The 22,514-nt window shown below is 72.5% G+C and carries 18 protein-coding genes; 10 read left to right on the top strand and 8 right to left on the bottom strand.

The window, feature by feature from the left end; genetic code table 11:
• Positions 1-109: 109 nt before the first annotated feature.
• The 4 genes from AB0N63_RS10115 to ybaK all read left to right on the top strand — a co-directional run bounded on the left by AB0N63_RS10115 (position 110) and on the right by ybaK (position 4,207).
• Positions 110-1,690: an oxidoreductase gene (locus AB0N63_RS10115; RefSeq protein WP_365526710.1), complete on the top strand. Its 1,581-nt coding sequence runs from the start codon at positions 110-112 to the stop codon at positions 1,688-1,690.
• 180 nt (positions 1,691-1,870) lie between these two features.
• Positions 1,871-2,920 carry a hypothetical protein gene (locus tag AB0N63_RS10120; RefSeq protein WP_365526712.1) on the top strand — a complete coding sequence of 350 codons (1,050 nt, stop codon included), beginning with the start codon at positions 1,871-1,873 and terminating at the stop codon, positions 2,918-2,920.
• Between the two features lie 11 nt (positions 2,921-2,931).
• The gene (locus AB0N63_RS10125; protein ID WP_365526714.1) at positions 2,932-3,672 is read left to right on the top strand and encodes an LON peptidase substrate-binding domain-containing protein; all 741 of its coding nucleotides are present in this window, start codon (positions 2,932-2,934) and stop codon (positions 3,670-3,672) included.
• A gap of 31 nt (positions 3,673-3,703) precedes the next feature.
• Positions 3,704-4,207 (top strand): Cys-tRNA(Pro) deacylase, encoded by a 504-nt coding sequence (gene ybaK, locus AB0N63_RS10130; RefSeq protein WP_365526716.1) that lies wholly within the window; start codon positions 3,704-3,706, stop codon positions 4,205-4,207.
• 51 nt (positions 4,208-4,258) lie between these two features.
• Here ybaK and AB0N63_RS10135 read toward each other — a convergent pair whose 3' ends face one another.
• The 4 genes from AB0N63_RS10135 to AB0N63_RS10150 form a co-directional block, all read right to left on the bottom strand.
• Positions 4,259-5,029 (bottom strand): hypothetical protein, encoded by a 771-nt coding sequence (locus tag AB0N63_RS10135; RefSeq protein WP_365526719.1) that lies wholly within the window; start codon positions 5,027-5,029, stop codon positions 4,259-4,261.
• 34 nt (positions 5,030-5,063) lie between these two features.
• A complete protein-coding gene (locus tag AB0N63_RS10140) occupies positions 5,064-5,906 on the bottom strand; it encodes an ABC transporter permease (protein ID WP_365526721.1) in 843 nt (280 codons plus the stop codon).
• 56 nt (positions 5,907-5,962) lie between these two features.
• The gene (locus AB0N63_RS10145; protein WP_365527041.1) at positions 5,963-6,937 is read right to left on the bottom strand and encodes an ABC transporter ATP-binding protein; all 975 of its coding nucleotides are present in this window, start codon (positions 6,935-6,937) and stop codon (positions 5,963-5,965) included.
• Positions 6,938-7,108: 171 nt separating this feature from the next.
• A complete protein-coding gene (locus tag AB0N63_RS10150) occupies positions 7,109-8,335 on the bottom strand; it encodes an NYN domain-containing protein (RefSeq protein ID WP_365526724.1) in 1,227 nt (408 codons plus the stop codon).
• 251 nt (positions 8,336-8,586) lie between these two features.
• Here AB0N63_RS10150 and AB0N63_RS10155 point away from each other — a divergent pair, with 251 nt between their 5' ends.
• Positions 8,587-8,760, top strand: coding sequence for a hypothetical protein (locus tag AB0N63_RS10155; protein ID WP_365526726.1), 174 nt, complete (start codon positions 8,587-8,589; stop codon positions 8,758-8,760).
• Between the two features lie 123 nt (positions 8,761-8,883).
• On the opposite strand, the gene dnaE is transcribed toward AB0N63_RS10155, so the two are convergent.
• Complete coding sequence (gene dnaE / locus AB0N63_RS10160; RefSeq protein WP_365526728.1) at positions 8,884-12,423, bottom strand: DNA polymerase III subunit alpha; 3,540 nt, start codon at positions 12,421-12,423, stop codon at positions 8,884-8,886.
• Positions 12,424-12,638: 215 nt separating this feature from the next.
• Here dnaE and AB0N63_RS10165 point away from each other — a divergent pair, with 215 nt between their 5' ends.
• From AB0N63_RS10165 to AB0N63_RS10180, 4 genes are all read left to right on the top strand, one after another.
• Positions 12,639-13,976: a DUF2252 domain-containing protein gene (locus tag AB0N63_RS10165; protein ID WP_365526730.1), complete on the top strand. Its 1,338-nt coding sequence runs from the start codon at positions 12,639-12,641 to the stop codon at positions 13,974-13,976.
• 69 nt (positions 13,977-14,045) lie between these two features.
• Complete coding sequence (locus tag AB0N63_RS10170; protein ID WP_365526732.1) at positions 14,046-14,738, top strand: hypothetical protein; 693 nt, start codon at positions 14,046-14,048, stop codon at positions 14,736-14,738.
• 192 nt (positions 14,739-14,930) lie between these two features.
• Positions 14,931-15,773 (top strand): thioredoxin domain-containing protein, encoded by an 843-nt coding sequence (locus AB0N63_RS10175; protein ID WP_365526735.1) that lies wholly within the window; start codon positions 14,931-14,933, stop codon positions 15,771-15,773.
• Between the two features lie 428 nt (positions 15,774-16,201).
• Complete coding sequence (locus AB0N63_RS10180; RefSeq protein ID WP_365526738.1) at positions 16,202-17,884, top strand: alkaline phosphatase D family protein; 1,683 nt, start codon at positions 16,202-16,204, stop codon at positions 17,882-17,884.
• 55 nt (positions 17,885-17,939) lie between these two features.
• On the opposite strand, the gene AB0N63_RS10185 is transcribed toward AB0N63_RS10180, so the two are convergent.
• A complete protein-coding gene (locus tag AB0N63_RS10185) occupies positions 17,940-18,509 on the bottom strand; it encodes a dienelactone hydrolase family protein (protein WP_365526741.1) in 570 nt (189 codons plus the stop codon).
• A 162-nt stretch (positions 18,510-18,671) separates the two neighbouring features.
• Between AB0N63_RS10185 and AB0N63_RS10190 the strand changes: the two genes are divergently transcribed.
• A complete protein-coding gene (locus AB0N63_RS10190) occupies positions 18,672-19,847 on the top strand; it encodes a mechanosensitive ion channel domain-containing protein (protein ID WP_365526744.1) in 1,176 nt (391 codons plus the stop codon).
• 12 nt (positions 19,848-19,859) lie between these two features.
• Here AB0N63_RS10190 and AB0N63_RS10195 read toward each other — a convergent pair whose 3' ends face one another.
• The gene (locus AB0N63_RS10195; RefSeq protein WP_365526747.1) at positions 19,860-20,600 is read right to left on the bottom strand and encodes an SDR family oxidoreductase; all 741 of its coding nucleotides are present in this window, start codon (positions 20,598-20,600) and stop codon (positions 19,860-19,862) included.
• 282 nt (positions 20,601-20,882) lie between these two features.
• Positions 20,883-22,469: a Na+/H+ antiporter gene (locus AB0N63_RS10200; protein WP_365526750.1), complete on the bottom strand. Its 1,587-nt coding sequence runs from the start codon at positions 22,467-22,469 to the stop codon at positions 20,883-20,885.
• Positions 22,470-22,514: the final 45 nt, after the last annotated feature.

The following is a 22,514-nucleotide window of genomic DNA, read 5'->3' on the forward strand; positions in this document are numbered from 1 at the left end:
ATCGTCGGAAGATCCCCTTCACTCTTCGCGTTCGAATCGTCACACAACGGGCATGACCGGTTGTACGAACCCACAGAACCCACGAGTAGCCGGGGAAGAAGGGGTGACCGTGACCGAGGGCACCGGCCGCCGGGCCGGAGACCTGCCGGACGACCTGACCGACGTCGAGGCCGGGATGTGGCAGGCCTTCCGCAACGGAAGCGTGTACGACCTGCGGGCCGGGGACGCGGCGGTGGACGATCCGCACGGCGACCGCCCCTGGGGACCGGAGCGGTCGGTGCGGGCGCGGGTGGTGTGCTGGCTGCTGCTGGACGGGCCGCCCGCGCTCGCCGGGCGGGTCTCCTCGCTGAAGCTGACCGGACTGCGGATCACCGGCCCGCTCGACCTGGCCGGGGGCACGGTGGTGCCGTTCGTGGAGATGACGGGGTGCCGGTTCGAGGAGGAGGTGCTGCTGCCGGAGGCCCGCTTCACGACGCTGCGGCTGGTGGACTGCGCGGTGCCGCGGCTGGAGGCGGCCCGGGTGCAGACCGAGGGCGATCTCCACCTGCCGCGGTGCCGGTTCCGCCGCGGGATGCGGCTGACCGACGCGCAGATAGGCACGGACCTGCTGCTCAACCAGGCGGTGGTGCACCGGGACCGGGCCGGGCGGTCGCTGGCCGCCGACGGGCTGACGGTGGGCCAGGACCTCCAGGCGGAGCTGCTGCGGGCGTACGGCGAGGTGAGCCTGCGCAGCGCGAAGATCGGCGTGTCGCTGAGCCTGCGCGGCGCGCGGCTCACCAGTGCGCACACGCGCTACGCGCTCAACGCGCCGCAGCTGACCGTCGAGCGCACCCTGTACCTGACCCCGGCGGGGCTCGGCAACGCGATGACGAGCGGGCTGACGCCCGCGCGCGGGACGCGCATCCAGCACGTCGAGTGCGAGGGCGGGGTGCGGCTGGACGACGGGCGGTTCGGCGACGCGGTCGATCTGGAGGGGGCGCGGTTCGTCCTCGGCGACGAGCAGGAGCTGTCGCTGCGCCGGGTGCAGGCGCCCGAGCTGCGCTTCCTCGGGGAGCGGCCGGGGCGCGGCAAGGTGGTGCTGTCCGGCGCGAAGACCGAGACGCTGGTCGACCGCGCGGACAGCTGGCCCGGCCCCGGTCAGCTGCACATGAGCGGCTTCACCTACGAGAACCTGGTGCCGCAGGGGCCGTTCCCGCTCGCCGAGCGGCTCCAGTGGGTGGCGGCGGCGACCGCCGAGTTCAATCCGGAGCCGTACGAGCGGCTGGCGGCGGTGCTGAAGGTGTCCGGCGAGGACGAGGACGCGCGCGAGGTGCTCCTCGCCAAGCACCGCCGCCGCCGCGAGACGCTGCCGCTGGCGTCGAAGCTGTGGGGCTACCTCCAGGACGTCACGGTGGCCTACGGCTACCGGCCAGGCCGGGCGGCTGTGTGGATGGCGGTGCTGTGGGCGGCCGGCTCGCTGGCCTTCGCGCACGCCGGGCGTCCGTCGGCCGCCTCGGGCGAGCAGCACCCGCACTGGAACCCGGCCCTGTACGCCCTCGATCTGCTGCTGCCGGTGGTGGACTTCGGCCAGGCCAGCCAGTGGCAGCTGAGCGGCGGCTGGCAGTGGCTCGCGGCGGCGCTGGTCCTGCTCGGCTGGACCCTGGCCACGACGGTGGCGGCGGGCGCGACCCGGCTGCTGCGCCGGAACTAGGGTTCGATCCCGTTCGAGAGACGTTCCGGACCCGTTCGGATCCGAGGGGGCGCGCACACCGTCCGACGGCGCGAGAACATAGTTGAACACTCACCTTTTTACTGGACCTTGACCGGTCGGCGTACAACTTTCACCGGCTTGCCCCCATCCTCTGGCGCGGCCGCCACCTGCGCACTTTCAATGGTCGACACCATGGCTCTGCTGCCCCCCTTCATCCGCCCCACCCGGATGACACGAAGCGCCCGGCGCCCCGTCGCCGTCCTCGCCGCCGACGGACTGCCCGCCGACGACGAGGTGCTCCTCGACGTCCCCGACGACCGCCTGGGACCGGCGCTGGTCGCCGCGGCGGCGGGCGCCTACGCGCCCGCCGCCGCCCTCCTCGCCGAGACCCGCGAGCGGGGCGAGTGGGACGACCGCGACCGGTACACACTGAGGCTGGCCGGCTTCGCCCGCTCCCGGCCCGACTGGCTGCGGGACTGGCGCGCCGCCGCCCCGCACGACCCGGACGCGCTGCTGGTCGCCGCCCAGCTCGCCGTGGACCGCGCCTGGCCCTCGCCGGGCCGGGCCGAGCTGCTGCGCGAGGTCAGCCCGCTGATCACCGCCGCCGCCCGCGCCGACGACCGGGACCCGGTGCCGTGGCGGGTCGCGCTGGACCACGCGCGCGGCAGCCGCGCCGGGCACACCTACTTCGGCGAGCTGTGGGAGGCCGCGGTGCGCCGCGCCCCGCACCACTGGGGCTGCCATGTCGCCGCCCTGCGCTACCTGGCCTCCTCCTGGCACGGCTCGCACCGCGAGTGCTTCGACTTCGCCGACCTGGCAGCGCAGGACGCCCCGGCCGGTTCGCCGGTGCGGGCTTTGCCGGCCCGCGCCGCCTTCAGCTACCTCACCGACCGCGGCGCGACCGGGGTGGAGCGGGCCCGGCTGGACGCGGCGGCGGACCGGGCCATCGCGCTGTCCGCCCTGCTCCCGGCGGACCGGCCCTGGCCGGCGGCGGAGATCCGCAACCTGCTGGCGTACGTGCTGATCCGGCTCGGCCGCCGGCAGGAGGCGCTCGGGCAGTTCGGCCTCATCGGCCCGTACGCCACCTCCTTCCCCTGGGACCGGCTGTCCGACGACGGGCTCGGTCTGTTCCTCGAACTGCGCGCCGAGGTGCGTACGGCGTGCGGCACGAAGCCGGACGACGGCCCGGAAATCGGGCGCGGCCGACGTGCCCGCGCCCGCGGCCATTAGGCTTCTGCGGCGTGACCACCGTCCGGCTTCCCCTGTTCCCGCTGAACTCCGTGCTGTTCCCGGGACTGGTGCTCCCGTTGAACGTCTTCGAGGAGCGCTACCGCGCCATGATGCGCGCCCTGCTGAAGAGCCCGGAGGACGAACCGCGCCGGTTCGCCGTCGTGGCGATCCGCGACGGCCACGAGGTCGCCCCGAGCGCCCCGGGCCTGCCCGACCCGACCGCCGTGCCCGACAGCGGGCCCGCCGCCGGGTTCGGCCCCGACCCGGCCCGGGCCTTCCACGGCGTGGGCTGCGTCGCGGACGCGGCGACGATACGGGAGCGGGCCGACGGCAGCTTCGAGGTCCTGGCGACCGGCACCACCCGGGTGCGGCTGGTGTCGGTGGACGCCTCGGGGCCGTTCCTGACGGCGGAGCTGGAGGAACTGCCCGACGAGAGCGGCGACGAGGCGGGCGCGCTGGCCGAGGGGGTGCTGCGGTCCTTCCGGCAGTACCAGAAGCGGCTGGCGGGCGCGCGGGAGCGGTCGCTGACCACCGGCGCGGAACTGCCGGACGAGCCGAACGTGGTCTCGTACCTGGTGGCGGCGGCGATGGTGCTGGACACGCCGACCAAGCAGCGGCTGCTCCAGGCGCCGGACACCGCCTCGCGGCTGCGCGACGAGCTGCGGCTGCTGCGCGCGGAGACGGCGATCATCCGCAGCCTGCCGTCGCTGCCGTCGCCCGATCTGACGCGCGCCCCCACCAGCCTGAACTGACATACGAACACAGAGGGAACCCCGGCCGCACATGGCGAAGAAGGCGAAGAAGCAGCAGCAGTCCGCGGGGACGCCGGCGACGGTGGCCCTGACCGCGGCGGGCGTGGACTTCACCGTCCACGCCTACGACCACGACCCGTCCCACCCCTCCTACGGCGAGGAGGCCGCCGAGGCGATGGGCGTCTCCCCGGACCGGGTGTTCAAGACCCTGGTCGCGGACGTGGACGGAAACCTGACGGTGGCCGTGGTCCCGGTGGCGGGCTCGCTGGACCTGAAGGCCCTGGCCTCGGCGGTCGGCGGCAAGCGGGCCGCGATGGCGGACCCGGCGCTCGCGGAGCGCACCACGGGCTATGTCCGCGGCGGCATCTCCCCGCTCGGCCAGCGCAAGAAGCTGCCCACGGTCCTGGACGCCTCGGCGACGGCCCACGCCACGATCTGCGTCTCGGCCGGCCGCCGCGGCCTGGAGGTCGAACTCGCCCCCCAGGACCTGGCGGCCCTGACGGACGCGACCATGGCGCCCGTCGGCCGGACCTGACCCGGACGCCCGGGCAAGAGGCCGGACGCCGGGGCCGGGGGCGGCCGGGGGCTACTTCGGCGGCAGGCGGTCGTAGCCGTACGGGTCCGGGTCGCGGGGGCCGAACATCGCCGTGAGGGCGAGGTGGACCACCAGGGCCGCCAGCGGCCACGCCAGCAGCGCGCCCTTGGCGCCCAGCTTCATCGGGGCGGAGAACGTCACGCCCTTGCCGACGGCCTTGGCGTGCGCGATCACGTCGTGCTCGGGGCCGAGCCACAGCCCGAGCCGCCAGGCCAGCACCGACCCGAGCAGCCCGCCCACGCACAGCCCCACCACCAGCGGCACTCCCCCGCGCTTGCGCAGCAGGAAGACGACGACCGCGCTGAGCGCGCCGAGGGCCAGGGCGAGCAGGGTGAACGTTCCGTCCACGCCGACCGCCTGCTCCCCCTCGGAGTCCTTGAGGTAGACCACCCAGCTGTTGTCCGTCAGCTCGCCGACCAGCGGCACCCGGGGCGCCAGCCACAGCCACAGCAGCCCCAGCAGCACCCCGCCGAGCGCCACGGCCACCGTGACGACGGCGGCCTCCCGGAGTTCGGTCTTCATGCCGGGGCCGTCCTGGCCGTACAGGGAACGCGTCGCCCCGCCCGCCGGCGCCTGCCACACCGGCGTCTGGGCGTCCTGTGCGGCCTGGGGGTCCTGCGCGCCGTGCGCCTCGTGGGTCTCGTGCGCCTGGTCCGCGGGCTCCGGCCGGTCGGACTGCGAGGGCTGCGCCGACTCGCCGGGCGGGGGCGTGTGGGACGGCCGCCCGTGCGGCGGCGGAGGTGGAGTCAACGGAGAGGTCACCCAGCCATCGTGCCAGTTGGGTCCGAAGGCCGCGTCACCGGACGGCCGCCCGGCGGTAGGCCCAGGTGGCGACGGCCAGCGAGACCACGCCGACCCCGGCGCACACGGCCATGTCGACGGCGACGTACGTCCAGTCGGGCCGCTCCGCGAAGGTGCGCGCGTACGCCTCCACGCCGTACGTCGAAGGCAGCAGGTCCCGGGCGAGCCGTACGATCCCGGGCATCCGGTCGGGCGGCAGCACCCCGAGCAGCAGCGCCGCCGACATCCCCAACTGACCCAGCAGCGTCGCCAGTTCCGGACGCGGCGCGAGCAGTCCGCAGGCGGCGCCGAGCCCGGCGAGCGCGGCGCCCGCGAGTGGGATCACCGCGACCAGCACCCACAGGTTGGCCAGCGGCAGCCCGAACAGCACACAGCCGAAGACGGCGGTCACCAGCGTGCCCGGCACGGTGAAGGAGGCGTAGGCCGCCGCCGCGCCGAGCACCACGGCGGCCGGCGGCACGGGCAGCGTCGCGTAGTGGTCGAGGCCGCCGCTGAAGCGCAGCTGGCCGAAGTACTGCGAGAGCAGGTTCAGCGCGACGTAGGCGACGACGACGATCGAGGCGCCGGCCACCACGAAGTGGGCCTCGCCGCCGCCGCTGACCACGCCCCGCATCATGATCATGATGCCGACGGACTGGAAGGTCGCCACGAACAGCAGCGGGATCCGCGCCACCCGCGCCCGGGACAGCTGCGCCCGGTACACGGCCGCCAGCGACGGCCACAGCCGCGCCCGCGGACACAGCTCGGCGGCCGCCGTCCGCCCGGCGCCGCCGCGCGACCCGGCCGCCGGGGGGGCCGGCGCCTCGGCGGCCGGCAGGTCGGCGGGTACGACACTCACGTCGGGCTGCTCCTCTTCCCCGCGTCCGATGCGACGCGGTCCGGCACCGATCACGCTCACGCCTTCACCAGCCCCTGCCGGGCGGCGCCGCCCAGCGCCAGGTAGACGTCCTCCAGGCTCGGCGTGGCGAGGGTGAAGTCGTCCAGGGCGGTGAAGGCGGCTCCGCCGGTCACCGTCGCCACGGCGGCGCGGGCCTCCTCGGGGGCCAGGCGCAGCGTCCAGCGGCGCCCGGACTCCACCGCCCGCTCGCGCAGCGCGGCGACCTCCGGCACCTCCAGCGGCGCCCGCTCCCGCCACACCAGCTCGACCCGCACCTCGCCGGAGACCCGCTCCTTGAGGCCGGCCGGGGTGTCGCAGGCGATGACCCGGCCGCCGTCGAGGACGGCGACCCGGTCGAGGACCGTCTCGGCCTCGATGACGTTGTGGGTGACCAGCAGGACGGTCGTGCCGCGTTCGGCGCGCCGCCGGTCGACGGCGGACCACACCGCCCGCCGGGCAACCGGGTCCATGCCGGTGGTGGGTTCGTCCAGCACCAGCAGCGGCCGCTCGCCGACCAGCGCGGCGGCGAAGCAGGCGAGCCGCCGCTGGCCGCCGGACAGCTTCTTCAGGGCCCGCCCGGCGATCGCGGTGAGCCCCAGCTCCTCCAGCACGGCGTCCCGCTCGGCCCGGGCCCGCGCGACGTCCAGGCCGCGCAGCCGCCCGGTGGTCTCGGCGGCCAGCGAGACGGTCAGCTCGTCCAGGGCGCCTGCCTCCTGGCCGAGGTAGGCCAGCAGGCGGGCGGCGCGCTCGGGGTGGGCCACGATGTCGTGGCCGAGGATCTCCACGGTGCCGCGGTCGGGGCGCATCAGGCCGGTGAGCTGGCGGACGAGGGTGGACTTGCCGGCGCCGTTCGGGCCGAGCAGGCCGAAGATCTCGCCGCGCCGGACGTCGAGGGCGACGTCGTCGGTGGCGCGCACCTCGGGTGTGCCGGGCGCACCGCGCCGGCCGCGGGCCGCGGGATAGGTCTTGGTCAGTCCGCGCACCGCGCACACGACGTCGTCCCCGGGCCGAAGTGCCTGTGCCACGCGCGTACTCACAAGGGACGAGGGTACGGGGTCGGTGCGCTTTACTCGTCCTTGGGGCGTCCCCTCCCGGTTCTTCCCCGGCCGCCCGGCCCGACCGGGCGGCGGCTCACCCGGCGTGCTCGGTTCGGATCGGGCCCCTCAGTCGCCCGCCGGGGCGTGTTCGACGCCGGTGCGCACGTCGATCTCGCGCCAGAAGCCGGCCCGGATGGCGTAACGGTCGTGCTCGTCGATCTGGTCGTCCTTGTGGGCGAGGAGGCCGAACCGGGCGGCGTAGCGCAGCAGCTCGCCGTCGATGCGGTGCGGGATGCGCGGGTACATCGAGGACAGCTTCTCCAGGTGGCCGTGGTCGCCGAGCCGTTCCACCCACCGTCGGGCGAACACCTGTCCGACCTCGTACGGGTCGCCGCCGACGGTCGTGATGTCCTCCTCCCGGTCGGCCCACCGCTGTTCTGCCGAGGTCAGCTGGGCGAGGGTGGGCATGGCGGCGGCCTCGGCGGGTTCGGCGGCCGTGCCGGGCCGCTCCACCCAGCCGCGGTCGGAGGACCAGCGCAGGGTGGCCGTCGGCGGGTGCGCGGGGGCGGCCTGGGCGGCGCCGGAGGCGCGCAGGGCGGCGAGGTCCTTCGGGGTCGGCACGCCCTTGGCGGCCGGCAACCGCTCCACGGCGCCGTCGCGCGCCCCCGCGCCGTCGGCCGGGTGCGGGCGTTCGCCGGCCGGGCGCTCGCCGGTCTGGGACAGCGCGGACTCGGGCAGCGGCGCGGAGAGGATGGCCGCGATCTCGGGGCGGGGCACGGGGGGCGGCGCGCAGATCCCGCCGTACTCCTTGGCGCGTACGGCCTTGGTGATCCAGGTGCGGTCCAGGACGCGGCGTTCGTCGGCCTCGGCGACCAGGTCCTCGGACTGGTTGTAGTCGCCGTCGGCGGCCTGCACGGCCCACAGGTGGACGGCGACGCCGTGCTCCTTGGCGGCCATCATGCCGGGCAGCAGGTCGCCGTCGCCGGTGACGAGGACGACGTCGGAGCAGGCGCGGTTGCGGGCCAGTTCGGTCAGTTCCGCGTGCATGGCCGCGTCGACGCCCTTCTGCGCCCACCGTCCGTCGCTGCGGGTCAGGGCGCCGAGCCGGACGGTCACGCGGGGCATCACGCGCAACCTGCGGTGCTCGGGCTGCGGCACGCGGTCGGGGGCGCCGTCGAACCAGTAGATGCGCAGCAGCGGCCGCTCGGTGTCGGACTCGGCCTGTTCGCGCAGTTGCTGGACGAGCGCGGAATGATCGACGGTGATCCGGGAACGCGAAGGCTCCCCGGCGAGGAGGCTGGCGGCGGCCCCCAGCAGGTACCCGGCGTCCACCAGGACGATGCAGCGGTCCACGCGATCCACCCTCTTTCCGGGAGGTTGTTTCGGGTTTTGTTGCTTCGGGTTTCGCTTCGGAGCTTGTTTCGAGTCTGCCCGACCACGCCGGGGTTAACGGCCCGAACTCGATCTTCGGCGTGGCGTTTCCGGGCTCCGCGGCCCGACGACCCTTGTCACATACGGTAATTATCCGACATGCGTTCATTGTCGGCGTGTGTGAATCTGGTCGCGGCCCTGGCCCCTAGATCCCCCACAGGAGGCTGATCACCATGGCCAAGAACCGCAAGCAGGACCGCAGCCGGCAGAAGACGTCCGTGGCCGCCAACGGCCCTCGGGAGACGGAGCACTCCGTGACGGAGCCGCAGCCCGAGCACCACTCGCCGCAGCTGAGTCCCACCGAGGTGGCCCGCAAGGGACGCCAGAAGCGCTTCGGCCACAACTGATTTCGGCCCGAGGCCCGTTGAGCGGACTCTGAGCCCGGTACCGAGAGGGGGCGTACCCGATGCGCACGGGTACGCCCCCTTCTTCACGGCTCGTTCGCCGCCGGATGCCGAAGCCGGGTGCGGTCAGCCCGCCAGGCAGGACGGGCCGAGGAGGACCTTGAGGTCGCCGAAGAGTGCCGGGTCCGGCTTCACCCGGTGCCGGTCCAGGCGCAGCACCGTCGTCTTCGTCGGGCCCTGGAGCTTGATCCGCACCTCGCTCTCGCCCCGGTGGTGGGTGAGGATCTCGCCGAGGCGGCTGACCATCGGCGGGGTGACCCGGGTGGCCGGGATGGTGAGGACCACGGGGGCGTTCGCACCGGCGTTGGACAGGTCGGGGACCTGGAGTTCCATGGCGACCAGGCGCGGCACGTCCTCCCGCTTGTCGAGCCGGCCCTTGACGAACACCACGGCGTCCTCGACGAGTTGGGTGGACACCAGCTGGTAGGTCGCCGGGAAGAACATGCACTCGATGGAGCCGGCCAGGTCCTCCACGGTGGCGATCGCCCACGCGTTGCCCTGCTTGGTCATCTTGCGCTGCAGGCCCGAGATGATGCCGCCGATGGTGACGACCGCGCCGTCGGCGTGCTCGCCGCCGGTGAGCTGGGAGATACCGGCGTCGGCCTTGTCGGCGAGCACGTTCTCCAGGCCGAACAGGGGGTGGTCGGAGACGTAGAGACCGAGCATCTCCCGCTCCTGGGCGAGCAGATAGGTCTTGTCCCACTCGTCCGGGGAGAACTCCACGTCGAGTCCGAAGCCGGGCTCGCTGCTGGTCTCCTCCCCCATGCCGCCGAAGAGGTCGAACTGGCCCTCGGCCTCCTTGCGCTTGACCGCGACCACGTTGTCGATCATCGGCTCGTACTGCGCGGTGAGGCCCTTGCGGGTGTGGCCCATGGTGTCGAAGGCGCCGGCCTTGATCAGGGACTCGGTGGTGCGCTTGTTGCAGACCACGGCCTCGACCTTGTCGAGGTAGTCGGGGAAGGAGGAGTACTTCCCCTTGGCCTTGCGGGTCCTGATGATCGACTCGACGACGTTGGTGCCGACGTTGCGGACGGCGGAGAGGCCGAAGAGGATCACGTCGTCGCCCTGGGCGGCGAAGTTCGACTCGGACTCGTTGACGTTGGGCGGGAGCACCTTGATGCCCATGCGCCGGCACTCGTTGAGGTAGACCGCCGACTTGTCCTTGTCGTCCTTGACGGAGGTCAGCAGCGCCGCCATGTACTCGGCGGGGTGGTTCGCCTTGAGGTAGGCGGTCCAGTACGACACCAGGCCGTAGGCGGCGGAGTGCGCCTTGTTGAAGGCGTAGCCGGCGAACGGGACCAGCACGTCCCACAGCGCCTGGATGGCCTCGTCGCTGTAGCCGTTCTTCTTGGCGCCGGCCTGGAAGATGGTGAAGTTCTTGGCCAGCTCGTCGGGCTTCTTCTTGCCCATCACACGGCGCAGGATGTCGGCCTCGCCGAGCGAGTAACCGGCGATGATCTGGGCGGCCTTCTGCACCTGCTCCTGGTAGACGATCAGGCCGTAGGTGACGTCCAGGACCTCCTTGAGGGGCGCCTCCAGCTCGGGGTGGATCGGCGTGATCTCCTGGAGGCCGTTCTTGCGCAGCGCGTAGTTGGTGTGCGAGTCCATGCCCATGGGACCCGGCCGGTACAGCGCGGACACGGCGGAGATGTCCTCGAAGTTGTCCGGCTTCATCAGGCGCAGCAGGGAGCGCATGGGGCCGCCGTCGAACTGGAAGACGCCGAGGGTGTCGCCGCGCTGGAGCAGTTCGAAGGTCGTCGGGTCGTCCAGCGGCAGGGCGAGGAGATCGATGTCGATCCCCTTGTTGGACTTCACCATCTTGACGGCGTCGTCCATGATCGTCAGGTTGCGCAGGCCGAGGAAGTCCATCTTCAGCAGGCCGAGCGACTCACAGCTCGGGTAGTCCCACTGGGTGATGGTCACGCCGTCGGTGTGCCTGACCCAGACCGGGACGTGCTCGGTGATGGTCTCGCTGGACATGATCACGCCGGCGGCGTGGACGCCCATCTGCCGCACCAGGCCCTCGACGCCCTTGGCGGTGTCGATGACCTTCTTGACGTCCGGCTCGTTCTCGTACATCGCGCGGACCTCGCCGGCCTCGCTGTAGCGCGGGTGCGAGGGGTTGGTGATGCCGTCCAGGTCGATGCCCTTGCCGAGGACGTCGGCGGGCATGGCCTTGGTGATGCGGTCGCCCATCGCGTACGGGTAGCCCAGCACGCGCGCGGAGTCCTTGATGGCGTTCTTGGCCTTGATCTTGCCGTAGGTGCCGATCATGGCGACCTTGTCGGCGCCGTACTTCTCCGTGACGTACCTGATCACCTCGACGCGCCTGCGCTCGTCGAAGTCGATGTCGACGTCGGGCATGGAGACGCGCTCGGGGTTGAGGAACCGCTCGAAGATCAGTCCGTGCGGGATGGGGTCGAGGTCGGTGATGCCCAGGGCGTACGCGACGATCGAGCCGGCCGCGGAGCCACGGCCGGGGCCCACCGCGATGCCGTTGTTCTTGGCCCACATGATGAAGTCGGCGACGACGAGGAAGTAGCCGGGGAACCCCATCTGGATGATGACGTCCATCTCGTACTCGACCTGCTTCTGGCGGTCCTCGGGGACGCCGCCGGGGAAGCGGCGCTCCATGCCGCGGCGCACTTCCTCCTTGAACCAGGTGACCTCGGTGTAGCCCTCGGGGATGTCGAACTTGGGCATCAGGTCGCGCTTGACGAACATGCCCGTGGTGTCGACCATCTCGGCCACCAGGAGCGTGTTGGCGCAGCCCTCCTGCCAGGCGTCCGAGGAGTCGATGGCGTACATCTCGTCGGTGGACTTCAGGTAGTAGCCGGTGCCGTCGAACTTGAAGCGGTCGGGGTCGGAGAGGTTCTTGCCGGTCTGGATGCACAGCAGGGCGTCGTGGGCGGTCGCCTCGTGCGCGTAGGTGTAGTGCGAGTCGTTGGTGACCAGCGGCGGGATGCCGAGCTTCCGGCCGATCTCCAGGAGGCCGTCGCGGACCCGGTGCTCGATGTCGATGCCGTGGTCCATCAGCTCCAGGAAGTAGCGGTCCTTGCCGAAGATGTCCTGGTAGTCGGCGGCGGACTTCAGGGCCTCGTCGAACTGGCCGAGCCGCAGCCGGGTCTGCACCTCGCCGGAGGGGCAGCCGGTGGAGGCGACGATGCCCTCCGACCACTGCGCGATGGTCTCCTTGTCCATGCGCGGCCACTTCTGGAGCCAGCCCTCGGCATAGGCGTCGGAGGAGAGGCGGAAGAGGTTGTGCAGGCCCGTGCTGTCGACCGCCCACATCGTCTTGTGGGTGTAGCCGCCGGAGCCGGAGACGTCGTCGCGCTTCTGGTGCGGCTGGCCCCACTGGATCTTGCGCTTGTTGCGCCGGGACTCGGGGGCGACGTACGCCTCGATGCCGATGATCGGGGTGATCCCGGCCTTCTGCGCGGTGTGGAAGAAGTCGTACGCCCCGTGGAGGTTGCCGTGGTCGGACATGGCGATGTGCGTCATGCCCATCTCGTTGCACGCGTCGAACATGTCCTTCAGCCGCGCGGCACCGTCCAGCAGCGAGTACTGGGTGTGGACGTGCAGGTGCGTGAACGGCGGTTTCGACACGGTTCGGCCTCCTGGGGGAATGCGGTGGCGGCGGGCTTCGGACAAGTCTGGGGGTCAGCGTCGAAGTCTATGCCCCGCCACTGACACCCGGGCCGCCCCGCCGCGTACCTTCATGCGAAGGAGAGACGGGCACTCCCGGGCGGCGCCGGACGTTGGCCCCGGAGGAAGACCCGTCCCAAACGTCACGTACCACCTGTACCAGGAGGCATCCCGCGATGTCGGTCCCCCAGCTCAGCGACGAGCAGCGCGGCGAGGAGATCCTCGCCGTCTTCGACACCGCCTTCGGCGAGCTCCTGGCCGCCGACCCGGCCGCGTTCCGCGTGAAGTTCCGGAAGATGGCGGCCTCGGCCTTCGCGTTCTACCGGGGCACGGCCTGCCTCTTCTACCACGACCTCGCGGCCGGCAGCGGCGGCTCGATAGCCGGCGGACCCTACCTGGACGAGCGCACCTCGCGCGTGTGGATCCACGGAGACCTGCACGCGGAGAACTTCGGCACCTACATGGATTCGAACGGGCGTCTGGTCTTCAACGTCAACGACTTCGACGAGGCCTACGTCGGCCCGTTCACCTGGGACGTGCAGCGCTTCGCCGCCTCCGTCGCCCTGATCGGGTACGCCAAGGCGCTCAGCGACGACCAGATCACCGAGCTGGTGCGGGTCTACGCCGCCGCCTACCGTGAGCGGATCCACGCCCTGGCGACCGGCGCCAAGGACGACGAGGTGCCGCCCTTCACCCTGGACACCGCCGAGGGCCCGCTGCTGGACGCGCTGCGCGACGCCCGGTCGCTGACCCGGTTCGGGCTGCTGGAGTCGATGACGGAGATCCGCGACTTCGAGCGCCGCTTCGCGCCCGGCGGCGGCTCCATCGAGCTGGACGCCGCCACCCGTTACAAGGTGCTCGCCGCCTTCGACGGCTATCTGGAGACGCTGCCCGAGTCCTCGCTGGCCCGGCCGGACTCCTACCGCGTCAAGGACGTCGTCGGCCGCCGCGGCATCGGCATCGGCTCGGCCGGGCTGCCGTCGTACAACATCCTGCTGGAGGGCAACAGCGACGCCCTGGAGAACGACGTGGTGATCTACGTCAAGCAGGCGCAGACCCCGGCCGTCTCCCGGCACATCGCCGACCGGGCGATCCGCGACTACTTCCGGCACGAGGGCCACCGCACGGTGATCTCCCAGCGCGCCCTCCAGGCGCACGCCGACCCGTGGCTGGGCTGGACCGAGCTGGACGGCGCGGGCCAGCTGGTCGCCGAGGTCTCGCCGTACGCCGTGGACCTGGAGTGGGGCGACATCGACGACCCGGAGGAGATCGCGCAGGTCGTCGCCGACCTCGGCCGGGCCACGGCCACCATGCACGCGGCGGCCGACGACCAGTCCGGGGAGTCGCTCGTGCCGTTCTCCACCGAGCGGGCCATCGACGCGGCCATCGCCGCCGACGAGGAGGGCTTCGCCCCGCTCCTGGTGGACTTCGCCCATGCCTACGGCGCCCGCGCGCGCGGCGACCACCAGATCTTCGTGGACCTGTTCCGCAACGGACGCATTCCGGGTCTGTGACGGAAGGGCCGCTCACAGGGATCCTTTAGAGACCCCTTACCGGCCCGCATGACACACTCTCCTCTCGCTATGGACATATCCGGGATCCCGCTCAGAGCCGTACGCGCGGCGCTGTTCACGGCCGTGGTCGTGACGCTCAGCACCGCGTCGCACGTGCTGCTGTCGCAGGTCCCGCTGCCGCTGAACACGGTGGCCGCCGTCGCGGCCGCCGTGTTCACGCTGGCCTACGCCCTGGCCGGCCGCGAGCGCGGCTTCGGGCGGATCGCCGCCCTGCTGATCCCGCTGGAGCTGGCCGCCGACACGGTCTTCACCACCGGCCAGCACCTGTGCTACGGCCCCGCGGGCGGCCCGGTCGCCGGGCCCCTGCGCTCGGTCGGCTGGGACGTGCTGTGCGGCAACCGCCACGACGTGGCCACGCCGCTGGCCCGGATGACCGGGACGGACACCGACCGGCTCGCGCCGCTGCTCGCGCACGCCGACCCGGCGACCGCCTGGCTGCTGCTGGCCGCGCACGTCGGCGTCGGCCTCCTCGCGGCGGCCTGGCTGCGCCGGGGTGAACGCGCCCTGAGCCGGCTGCTGCGCTCGGCGGCGGCGCTCACCTTCCGGCCGCTGCTGCTGGCGGTGGCCGCCGTCGCGGTCCACCGCGAGCGCGCCGCGGCCCGGCCGGTGCGGCCCGCGCCGCCCCGCGGCAGGCCGCGCGCCCTGCTCCTCGCCCACTCCCTGGGACGGCGCGGCCCGCCGCGCCCGGCCGCCCTCGTCTGACATCCCGGAGCCGGCTTCCCGAGGCGGAGCCCTCGAAGCCCGCGTACCTGAAGCCCGCGTACTCGAAGACGGAGTCCGCGAAGGCCGAGTCCGCGAAGCCCGGCTCCCGGAGCGACGACGGCGCCCCGAGCACGACAGGTACCGACCGAATCCCGCGCGGCCCGGCCGCGCGTCCCCCAGGAGAACACCACCATGAGCAAGCGGAACAGCCAGACCGCCAAGACGGCGGCCCGGGAGCGGCTGCGCGCCGAGCGCGAGCGCCAGGCCAAGCGCGACAAGGCGAAGCGGCAGGTCATCGTCGCCTGCTCGGTCGTCGCCGTGCTGGCGGCGGCCGGCGGCATCGGCTACGCCGTCGTCCAGGCCAACAAGCCGGGCTACTGGGAGGCCGTGAAGGACGACAAGGTCGTCGCGCCGGCCAACACCACCGGTGAGAACGGCTCGACGGTCATCATCGGCAAGAGCACCGCCAAGAAGACCCTCAAGGTCTACGAGGACCCGCGCTGCCCCGTGTGCGCGCAGTTCGAGCAGACCGTCGGCCCGACCCTGAAGAAGGACCTGGACGACGGCAAGTTCAAGATGCAGTTCATCGGCGGCACGTTCATCGACGGCGACGCGCTCGGCAAGGGCACGATCGGTTCGCGCGGCGAGGGCTCCAAGAACGCGATGAGCGCCCTGGGCGCCGCCCTCAACGTGAGCCCCGAGGCGTTCCTCGAGTTCAAGAGCGCGCTCTACTCCGCCAAGTGGCACCCGGAGGAGACGACCGACAAGCTCAAGGACGACTCCTACCTCATCAAGATCGCCGACACCGTTCCCGCGCTGAAGAACAACGCCAAGTTCCAGAACGCGGTGAAGAACGGCACCTACGACGCCTGGGCGCTGGCGATGTCGAAGAGCTGGGACACCAACAAGGACGGCGTGACGGGCACTCCGAGCCTCGTCATGAACGGCAAGATCCTCACGCCTCCGGGTTCGCAGAACGCGCCGATGACCGTGGACGAGTTCAACTCGGTGGTGGGCGCGGCCCTCAAGGGCTGACCCCGTCCCGGCGCGAGGCCGTGGCCACCTCCTGCGTCGGGTGGCCACGGCCTCGTTGGCGTCCCCGTGCCGGTGGCCGCGGCTTTCGCCGTCCGCCCTCTCCCGCCGTGCCTGTGCGTCCCCCTCCGCCCGGGTCAGGTATGCGTTCCCTTCACATGATCTCGCGGTGACCACGCGATCCTGTCGACCGGCGAGGGCGTCGAGGTGACCGTCCGGGGCTGCGTCCGCGACGGCGTCGGCGGCGCCCCGGAGTACCGCGCCACCACGTACGGCAAGGCGTGGTCCTACGCTCCGCCGTGCCCCGGACGCCGGGCGCGGGCGAGGCGCTCCCCGGAGGCGGGGACGCCCGGGCTGATCACCGGTGAAGAGCGGGCGAACTTTCGCCGTTCGCCCGCTCCCGTGCGTACTGATCAGTAATCTGATCGCCCGTGACCAGTCGATACAGATCAATAAAGGACGACGGCTCGCGCCCCGAGACCGTCAACCCGCTGTCCCCGAGCCGCCGTACGGTCGTCAAGGCCGCGGCGGCGGGCGCCGTGCTGGCGGCGCCCCTCGCCGCCGCGCCGCCCGCGCGGGCGGCCACCGCGACGGCCGCCTTCCTGCACGGCGTCGCCTCCGGAGACCCGTTGCCCGACGGCGTCCTGCTGTGGACCCGGGTGACCCCCGCCGAGGAGGCCGTACCGGGCTCCGGGCTCGGCCCGGACACCGAGGTGAGCTGGGTGGTGGCCCGCGACAAGGCGCTCACGGACGTCGTCGCCCGGGGCTCCACCACCGCCACCGCCGCCTCCGACCACACCGTCAAGGCCGACATACGCGGCCTGGAACCGGCCACCGACTACTGGTTCCGCTTCTCCGCCGGCGGCGCGGACTCCCCCGTCGCCCGCACCCGCACCGCCCCCGCGCACGACGCCGCCGTCACCGGGCTGCGTTTCGGCGTCGTCTCCTGCGCCAACTGGGAGGCCGGCTACTTCTCGCCGTACCGGCACCTCGCGGCCCGGGGCGACCTGGACGCCTGGCTGCACCTCGGCGACTACATCTACGAGTACAAGTCGGGCGAGTACGCGGCGCGCGGCAAGGTGGTACGCCCGCACGCCCCGGCCAACGAGATCCTCACGCTCGCCGACTACCGGACCCGGCACGCCGCGTACAAGACCGACCCCGACCTCCAGGCGCTGCACCACCGGGCGCCGGTCATCGCGATCTGGGACGACCACGAGTTCGCCGACAACGCCTGGTCGGGCGGCGCGGTCAACCACACCGAGGGCGCCGAGGGCGCCTGGAGCGACCGCAAGGCCGCCGCCAAGCAGGCCTACTTCGAGTGGATGCCGGTCCGCCCGGCGATCGCCGGCACCACCTACCGCCGGCTGCGCTTCGGCAAGCTCGCCGATCTGTCCCTGCTCGACCTGCGTTCGTTCCGCTCCCAGCAGGCCTCCACCGGCAGCGGCTCGGTCGACGACCCGGACCGCACCATCACCGGCCGCGCCCAGCTCGACTGGCTCAAGGCCGGGCTCGCGTCGTCCGACACCACCTGGCGGCTGGTCGGCAACTCGGTGATGATCTCGCCGTTCGTCGTCGGCTCGCTCTCCGCGGACCTGCTCAAGCCGCTGGCGAAGCTGCTCGGGCTGCCGCAGGAGGGCCTGGCGATCAACAGCGACCAGTGGGACGGCTACACCGACGACCGCCGCGAACTGCTGGCCCATCTGCGGACCAACGCCATCCGCAACACCGTCTTCCTGACCGGCGACATCCACATGGCGTGGGCCAACGACGTGCCGGTGGACGCCGGCACCTACCCGCTGTCGGCGTCGGCCGCCACGGAGTTCGTGGTCACCTCGCTGACCTCGGACAACCTCGACGACATCGTCAAGGTGCCCGAGGGCGCGGTCTCGGCGGTGGCGGCGCCGGTCATCCAGGCCGCCAACCGGCACGTCCACTGGGTCGACACCGACCGCCACGGCTACGGCGTCCTGGACGTCACCGCCGAGCGCGCGCAGATGGACTACTACGTCGTCTCCGACCGCACGGACCCGAACGCGACCTCGTCCTGGACGCGTTCGTACCGCACCCGCAGCGGCACGCAGAAGGTCGAGAGGACCTACGACCCGGTGTAGCCGGGCCGGCCCCGCGAGCCGCCCTCTTGCGGGCCGCCCGAGGACCGGGCGCCGTCTACAGGCTGTCGAGGAAGCCGAGGGCCACCCGCCAGGTGGCCTCGGCCGCCTCCTCGTCGTAGTCCGGCATGCCGGGGTCGGTGTAGAGGTGGCCGGCCCCCGGGTAGCGGTAGATCTCCACGTCGGCGCCGGTCCGGCCCATCTGGAGGTACCAGGCGCTCAGCCAGTCGTCCGTCTCGAACGGGTCGGGCTCGGCCACGTGCAGCTGGACCGGCAGCTCGTCCACGGCCGCGTTCGGCGCGATGTCCGAGGTACCGTGCAGGAGCAGCAGACCGCGCGCCTTCTCGTCGCCGAGGGCGAGGGTCTGCGCGATCGAGGCGCCGAGCGAGAACCCGGCGTACACCAGACCCCGTTCCGAGTAGGGCGCCGCCGCCAGCACGGCCCGTCTGAGCAGCTCGTCCTTGCCGACGCCGTCCTTGAAGGCCATGCCCTCCTCGACCGAGTCGAACGTACGCCCCTCGAAGAGGTCCGGGGTCCACACCTCGTGCCCGGCGGCGCGCAGCCGGTCCGCGGCCTCGCGCACGGCGGGCCTGAGGCCCTGGGTCGAGTGGAAGAGCACGATGTTCATGAGGCCATGGTGCCAGCCGGGCACGACCACGCCCGGCACGGCCGGCCACCGCCGTGCGCGGGCACGGGCGGGCGTAAGCCTCGCCACACCGCACCGGCGCTACCCGCGAACGCGGCGAAGACACATGTTCATGCCCGGCCGGCTCCGGTTAGGAGCGCAGGCATGGAGAACGTACTCCGCCCGCTTGCCGTGATCGGCGGCTCGGTGCTGGTCACGCTGCTCGTCGGCTGGGCCACCGACCTGCTGCTGCGCAAGGCCGACGAACGGCACCACGAGACACCCTTGTGGGGCCTGTTGCGCCGTGCCCGCGTGCCCTATCAACTCGTCCTGTGCGCCGCCCTGCTCAGAGGCTCCTACGACCAGGCAAAGCTGCTCCTGGAACACCGGGCCGGGATCGGCCGGACGCTGACGCTGGTGCTGATCGGATCGGCCGCCTGGCTGGCGATCCGGATCGCCGGGGCCATAGTCGAGACCTCGTACTCGCGCTACGCCAGCGCCCGCGCGCACCGCGACCCGGCCCGGGTGCGCCGGGTGCGCACCCAGGTCGAGCTGATCATGCGCGTGGTCTCGGCGGTCGTCATCGTCGTGGCCGCCGCGTCGATGCTGCTGACCTTCCCCGCGATGCGCGCGGCCGGGGCCTCGCTGCTGGCCTCGGCCGGCATCCTCGGCATCGTCGCGGGCGTCGCCGCGCAGTCCACGCTGAGCAACATGTTCGCCGGGTTGCAGATCGCCTTCGGCGACATGGTGCGCATCGGCGACACCGTGGTCGTCGACGGCGAGTGGGGCACGGTGGACGAGATCACGCTGACCTATCTGACGGTGCGCACCTGGGACGAGCGCCGGATCACCATGCCGGTGTCGTACTTCACGGCCAACCCGTTCGAGAACTGGTCGCGCGGCACCCCGCAGATGACCGGCACCGTCTTCTGGCACCTGGACCACTCCGCGCCGCTGGAGGCGATGCGCACGAAGCTGCGCGACATCGTGCGCGAGTGCCCGGCCTGGGACGGCCGCGCCTACAACCTGTACGTCACGGACACCACCCCGAACACCATCGAGGTGCGGGCGCTGGTGACGGCGAAGGACGCCGACGACATCTTCACCGTGCGGGTCGCGGTGCGTGAGGAGATGATCCGCTGGCTGTGCGCGGAGCACCCCTACGCGCTGCCCCGCGTCAACACGGCGCACGCGGTGCCGCCGCAGGGCCGTGCCAAGGACGACGCGCCCGCCGGCGACGGCGTGGAGCGGCCCCGGCCCGTGCTGGACAAGGACGACGGCCGGACCCGTGACGGGGTCCGCGCCGAGTCCGTCGGCAGGCCGGGGCCGGGGCGCCGGTGAGGCGCCGTCGGCTCAGTGGCCGCGTTCCGCGCCGCCGTTGACCTGGATGATCTGCGAGGTGACGTGGCCGGCCGCCGGGGAGGCCAGCCAGTGCAGGGTGGCGGCCACGTCGCCCGGGGTCCCGGCCCGGCCGTCGGAGGTCTCGGCGATCAGCCGCTCGCGGCGGGCCTCGTCCATCGCGTCGCCGAAGAACTCGGTGTCCTCGATGTAGCCGGGCGCCACCACGTTCACCATGATCCCGCGCGGGCCCAACTGGCGCGCCAGATCGTGGGCGTAGGGGTGCAGGGCCGCCTTGGACGCGGCGTAGGCGCCGGTGCCCGAGCCCCGGTAGGCGGCGATGGAGCTGAGGAACAGCACCCGTCCGCCGGGCTCGGCGAGCCGGTCCTTCAGGGCCTCGGTGAGGAGCACCGCGGTCAGCGTGTTGAGACGGAAGTTGACGTTCCAGTTGTCGGCGACGAGGGCGAGCGGATCGTCCCGCTCCACCCGGGGCTCCAGCTGACCGGTCCCCCCGGCGCCGTGGACCAGCACGTCCACCGCGCCGAGCTCGTCGGCCACGAACCGGGCCACCCGGCGCGCCCCGGCCACATCACCGACGTCGGCCGCGAAGGTGAGCGCCCCGGGCACGTCCGCCTTCCGCAGCACCTCCTCCCGTCGGCCGAGCAGCAGGACCCGGTCTCCGTCGGCCGCGAACGTCTGCGCCGCGGCCAGCCCGATCCCCGTACCGCCACCACTGATCACCACGTTGCGAGTCATGCTCCCGAGCCTAGGGTCTCTCGTCCGGATCAGGCCGGATGAAGGAGCCGTGCCGCGCAAGGCGGAGGAGGGCGTCATGGCGGAGCCACGGCAACCGACGCCAACGCGGCGAGGCACGGTGCCGGGGCCCGCGAACCCGGGATGATCCACACGAAAGACCCGGGGGCCGCCCCTGCCCACGACAAGGGAATCACGGGACCGTCACGACGGCGGACGCACGACCGGCTCGGACCGCACGACCAGACCGGCTGCCGACGGTCCCCTCGAGGCGCCCGGCGGACGTCAGCGCAGGCTGCGCACGTCCAGGTGGCGCAGCACCCGGTCCACGATCTCCGGGTCGGCGCCGGGCTCGCTGCGGGCGGCCAGCACCTCGTGCCGCGCCGCGCTCAGCATCTCGTTCTGGATCCGCCGCACCCGCCTGATCCGCCGTACCCGGTTCTCCTGCGCCTCCCGGCGCTCCTCGTCCCCGATCTGCGGGTTGATGCGCAGCCCGATCTCGAAGGCGCGGCGCAGCATCTGCTCGGACAGCTCCTCGGGCAGGTCCTCGACCGACTCGATCTCGCGCAGCCGCCGCTTGGCCGCCTTGGCCGCCCGTACCGCGAGCTGCTTCTCGAACTCCTTCTCGCGCTCGGTGTCGGCCCGCACCCCCAGCTTCCTGACCAGCCAGGGCAGGGTGAGGCCCTGGACGACGAGGGTCGCCATGATGACCCCGAAGGCGATGAAGATGATCTCGTCGCGGTCGGGGAAGGGGGCGCCGGTCTCCGTCTTCAGCGGGATGGCGAGCGCCAGCGCCACCGAGGCCACGCCGCGCATCCCGGACCACCACATGACGACGGTCTCCCGCCAGCTGGTCGGGATGTCCTCGTCGGTGTCGCGCAGCGCGTGCAGGCGTTTGGTGAGCCAGGTCGCCGGCAGCAGCCACAGCAGCCGTACGAGCACCACCACGGCGACGACGAGTCCCGCCCAGCCGAGCAGTTCGTGCCAGCGGCCGGAGGCGGTCCTGATGGCGTTGTGCAGCTCCAGGCCGATCAGTCCGAAGGCGACGCCGGTGACGAGGGTGTCGACGACGTCCCAGACGGTGTGCCCGGCCAGCCGGGACAGCACGTCGTCGGCGTCGGCGGCGTACTCGGCGAGGAACATCGCGGTGGTCAGCACGGCGAGGACGCCGGAGCCGTGCAGTTCCTCCGCCAGGACGTAGGACGCGTACGGCACCAGCAGGGTCAGGCCGATCTGGAGGGTGGGGTCGCCGAGCCGGTCCAGCATCTTGTTGGCGCCCCAGCCGAGCGCCACACCGATGATCAGCGCGACCACGGCGGACAGCACCAGGTCGAGCCCGGCCCGCCAGACCGAGAACTCGCCGCTGACCGCGGCGGCGATCGCCACGTGGTAGAGCACGATGGCGGTGACGTCGTTGAACAGGCCCTCGCCCTCCAGGATCGACACCAGGCGGCGGGGCAGCCCGAGCTGTCCGGCGACGGCGGTGGCGGCGACCGGGTCGGGCGGGGCGACCAGCGCGCCGAGCGCCACCGCGGCGGCCACCGGCAGTCCCGGCACGATGGTGTGGGCGACGGCGGCGACACAGATCGTGGTGACGAACACCAACGCGACGGCCAGCAGGAAGATCGGCCGTTTGTTCGCCGCGAACTGCCGCCAGGAGGTGCGCCGCACGGCGGCGTAGAGCAGCGGCGGCAGCAGCGCGGGCAGGATCAGCTCGGGCGGGATGTCGACGTTCGGCACGAACTTCAGGAGCGCCAGCACGATCCCGAGGAGGGTCATCAGCACCGGCGCGGGCAGCCCGAGCCGGTCGCCGACCGGGACACTGATCACGGCCCCGAGCAGCACGATGAACAGCAGGGCCAACTGATCCACGGTCAGCGCTCCGGGAGGTCGGACGATCACACGGCAGACCTCAAG

Origin of the sequence: Streptomyces sp. NPDC093260 (genome assembly GCF_040683715.1) — a bacterium.
GTDB lineage: Bacteria > Actinomycetota > Actinomycetes > Streptomycetales > Streptomycetaceae > Streptomyces > Streptomyces sennicomposti.

What these genes read in the sequence shown, in the direction of transcription:
- AB0N63_RS10120 (WP_365526712.1), top strand. Translation starts at nt 1,871, where the DNA reads ATGGTCGACACCATGGCTCTGCTGCCCCCCTTCATCCGCCCCACCCGG.
- ybaK (WP_365526716.1), top strand. Translation starts at nt 3,704, where the DNA reads ATGGCGAAGAAGGCGAAGAAGCAGCAGCAGTCCGCGGGGACGCCGGCG.
- AB0N63_RS10155 (WP_365526726.1), top strand. Translation starts at nt 8,587, where the DNA reads ATGGCCAAGAACCGCAAGCAGGACCGCAGCCGGCAGAAGACGTCCGTG.
- AB0N63_RS10165 (WP_365526730.1), top strand. Translation starts at nt 12,639, where the DNA reads ATGTCGGTCCCCCAGCTCAGCGACGAGCAGCGCGGCGAGGAGATCCTC.
- AB0N63_RS10170 (WP_365526732.1), top strand. Translation starts at nt 14,046, where the DNA reads ATGGACATATCCGGGATCCCGCTCAGAGCCGTACGCGCGGCGCTGTTC.
- AB0N63_RS10175 (WP_365526735.1), top strand. Translation starts at nt 14,931, where the DNA reads ATGAGCAAGCGGAACAGCCAGACCGCCAAGACGGCGGCCCGGGAGCGG.
- AB0N63_RS10185 (WP_365526741.1), bottom strand. Translation starts at nt 18,509, where the DNA reads ATGAACATCGTGCTCTTCCACTCGACCCAGGGCCTCAGGCCCGCCGTG.
- AB0N63_RS10190 (WP_365526744.1), top strand. Translation starts at nt 18,672, where the DNA reads ATGGAGAACGTACTCCGCCCGCTTGCCGTGATCGGCGGCTCGGTGCTG.
- AB0N63_RS10195 (WP_365526747.1), bottom strand. Translation starts at nt 20,600, where the DNA reads ATGACTCGCAACGTGGTGATCAGTGGTGGCGGTACGGGGATCGGGCTG.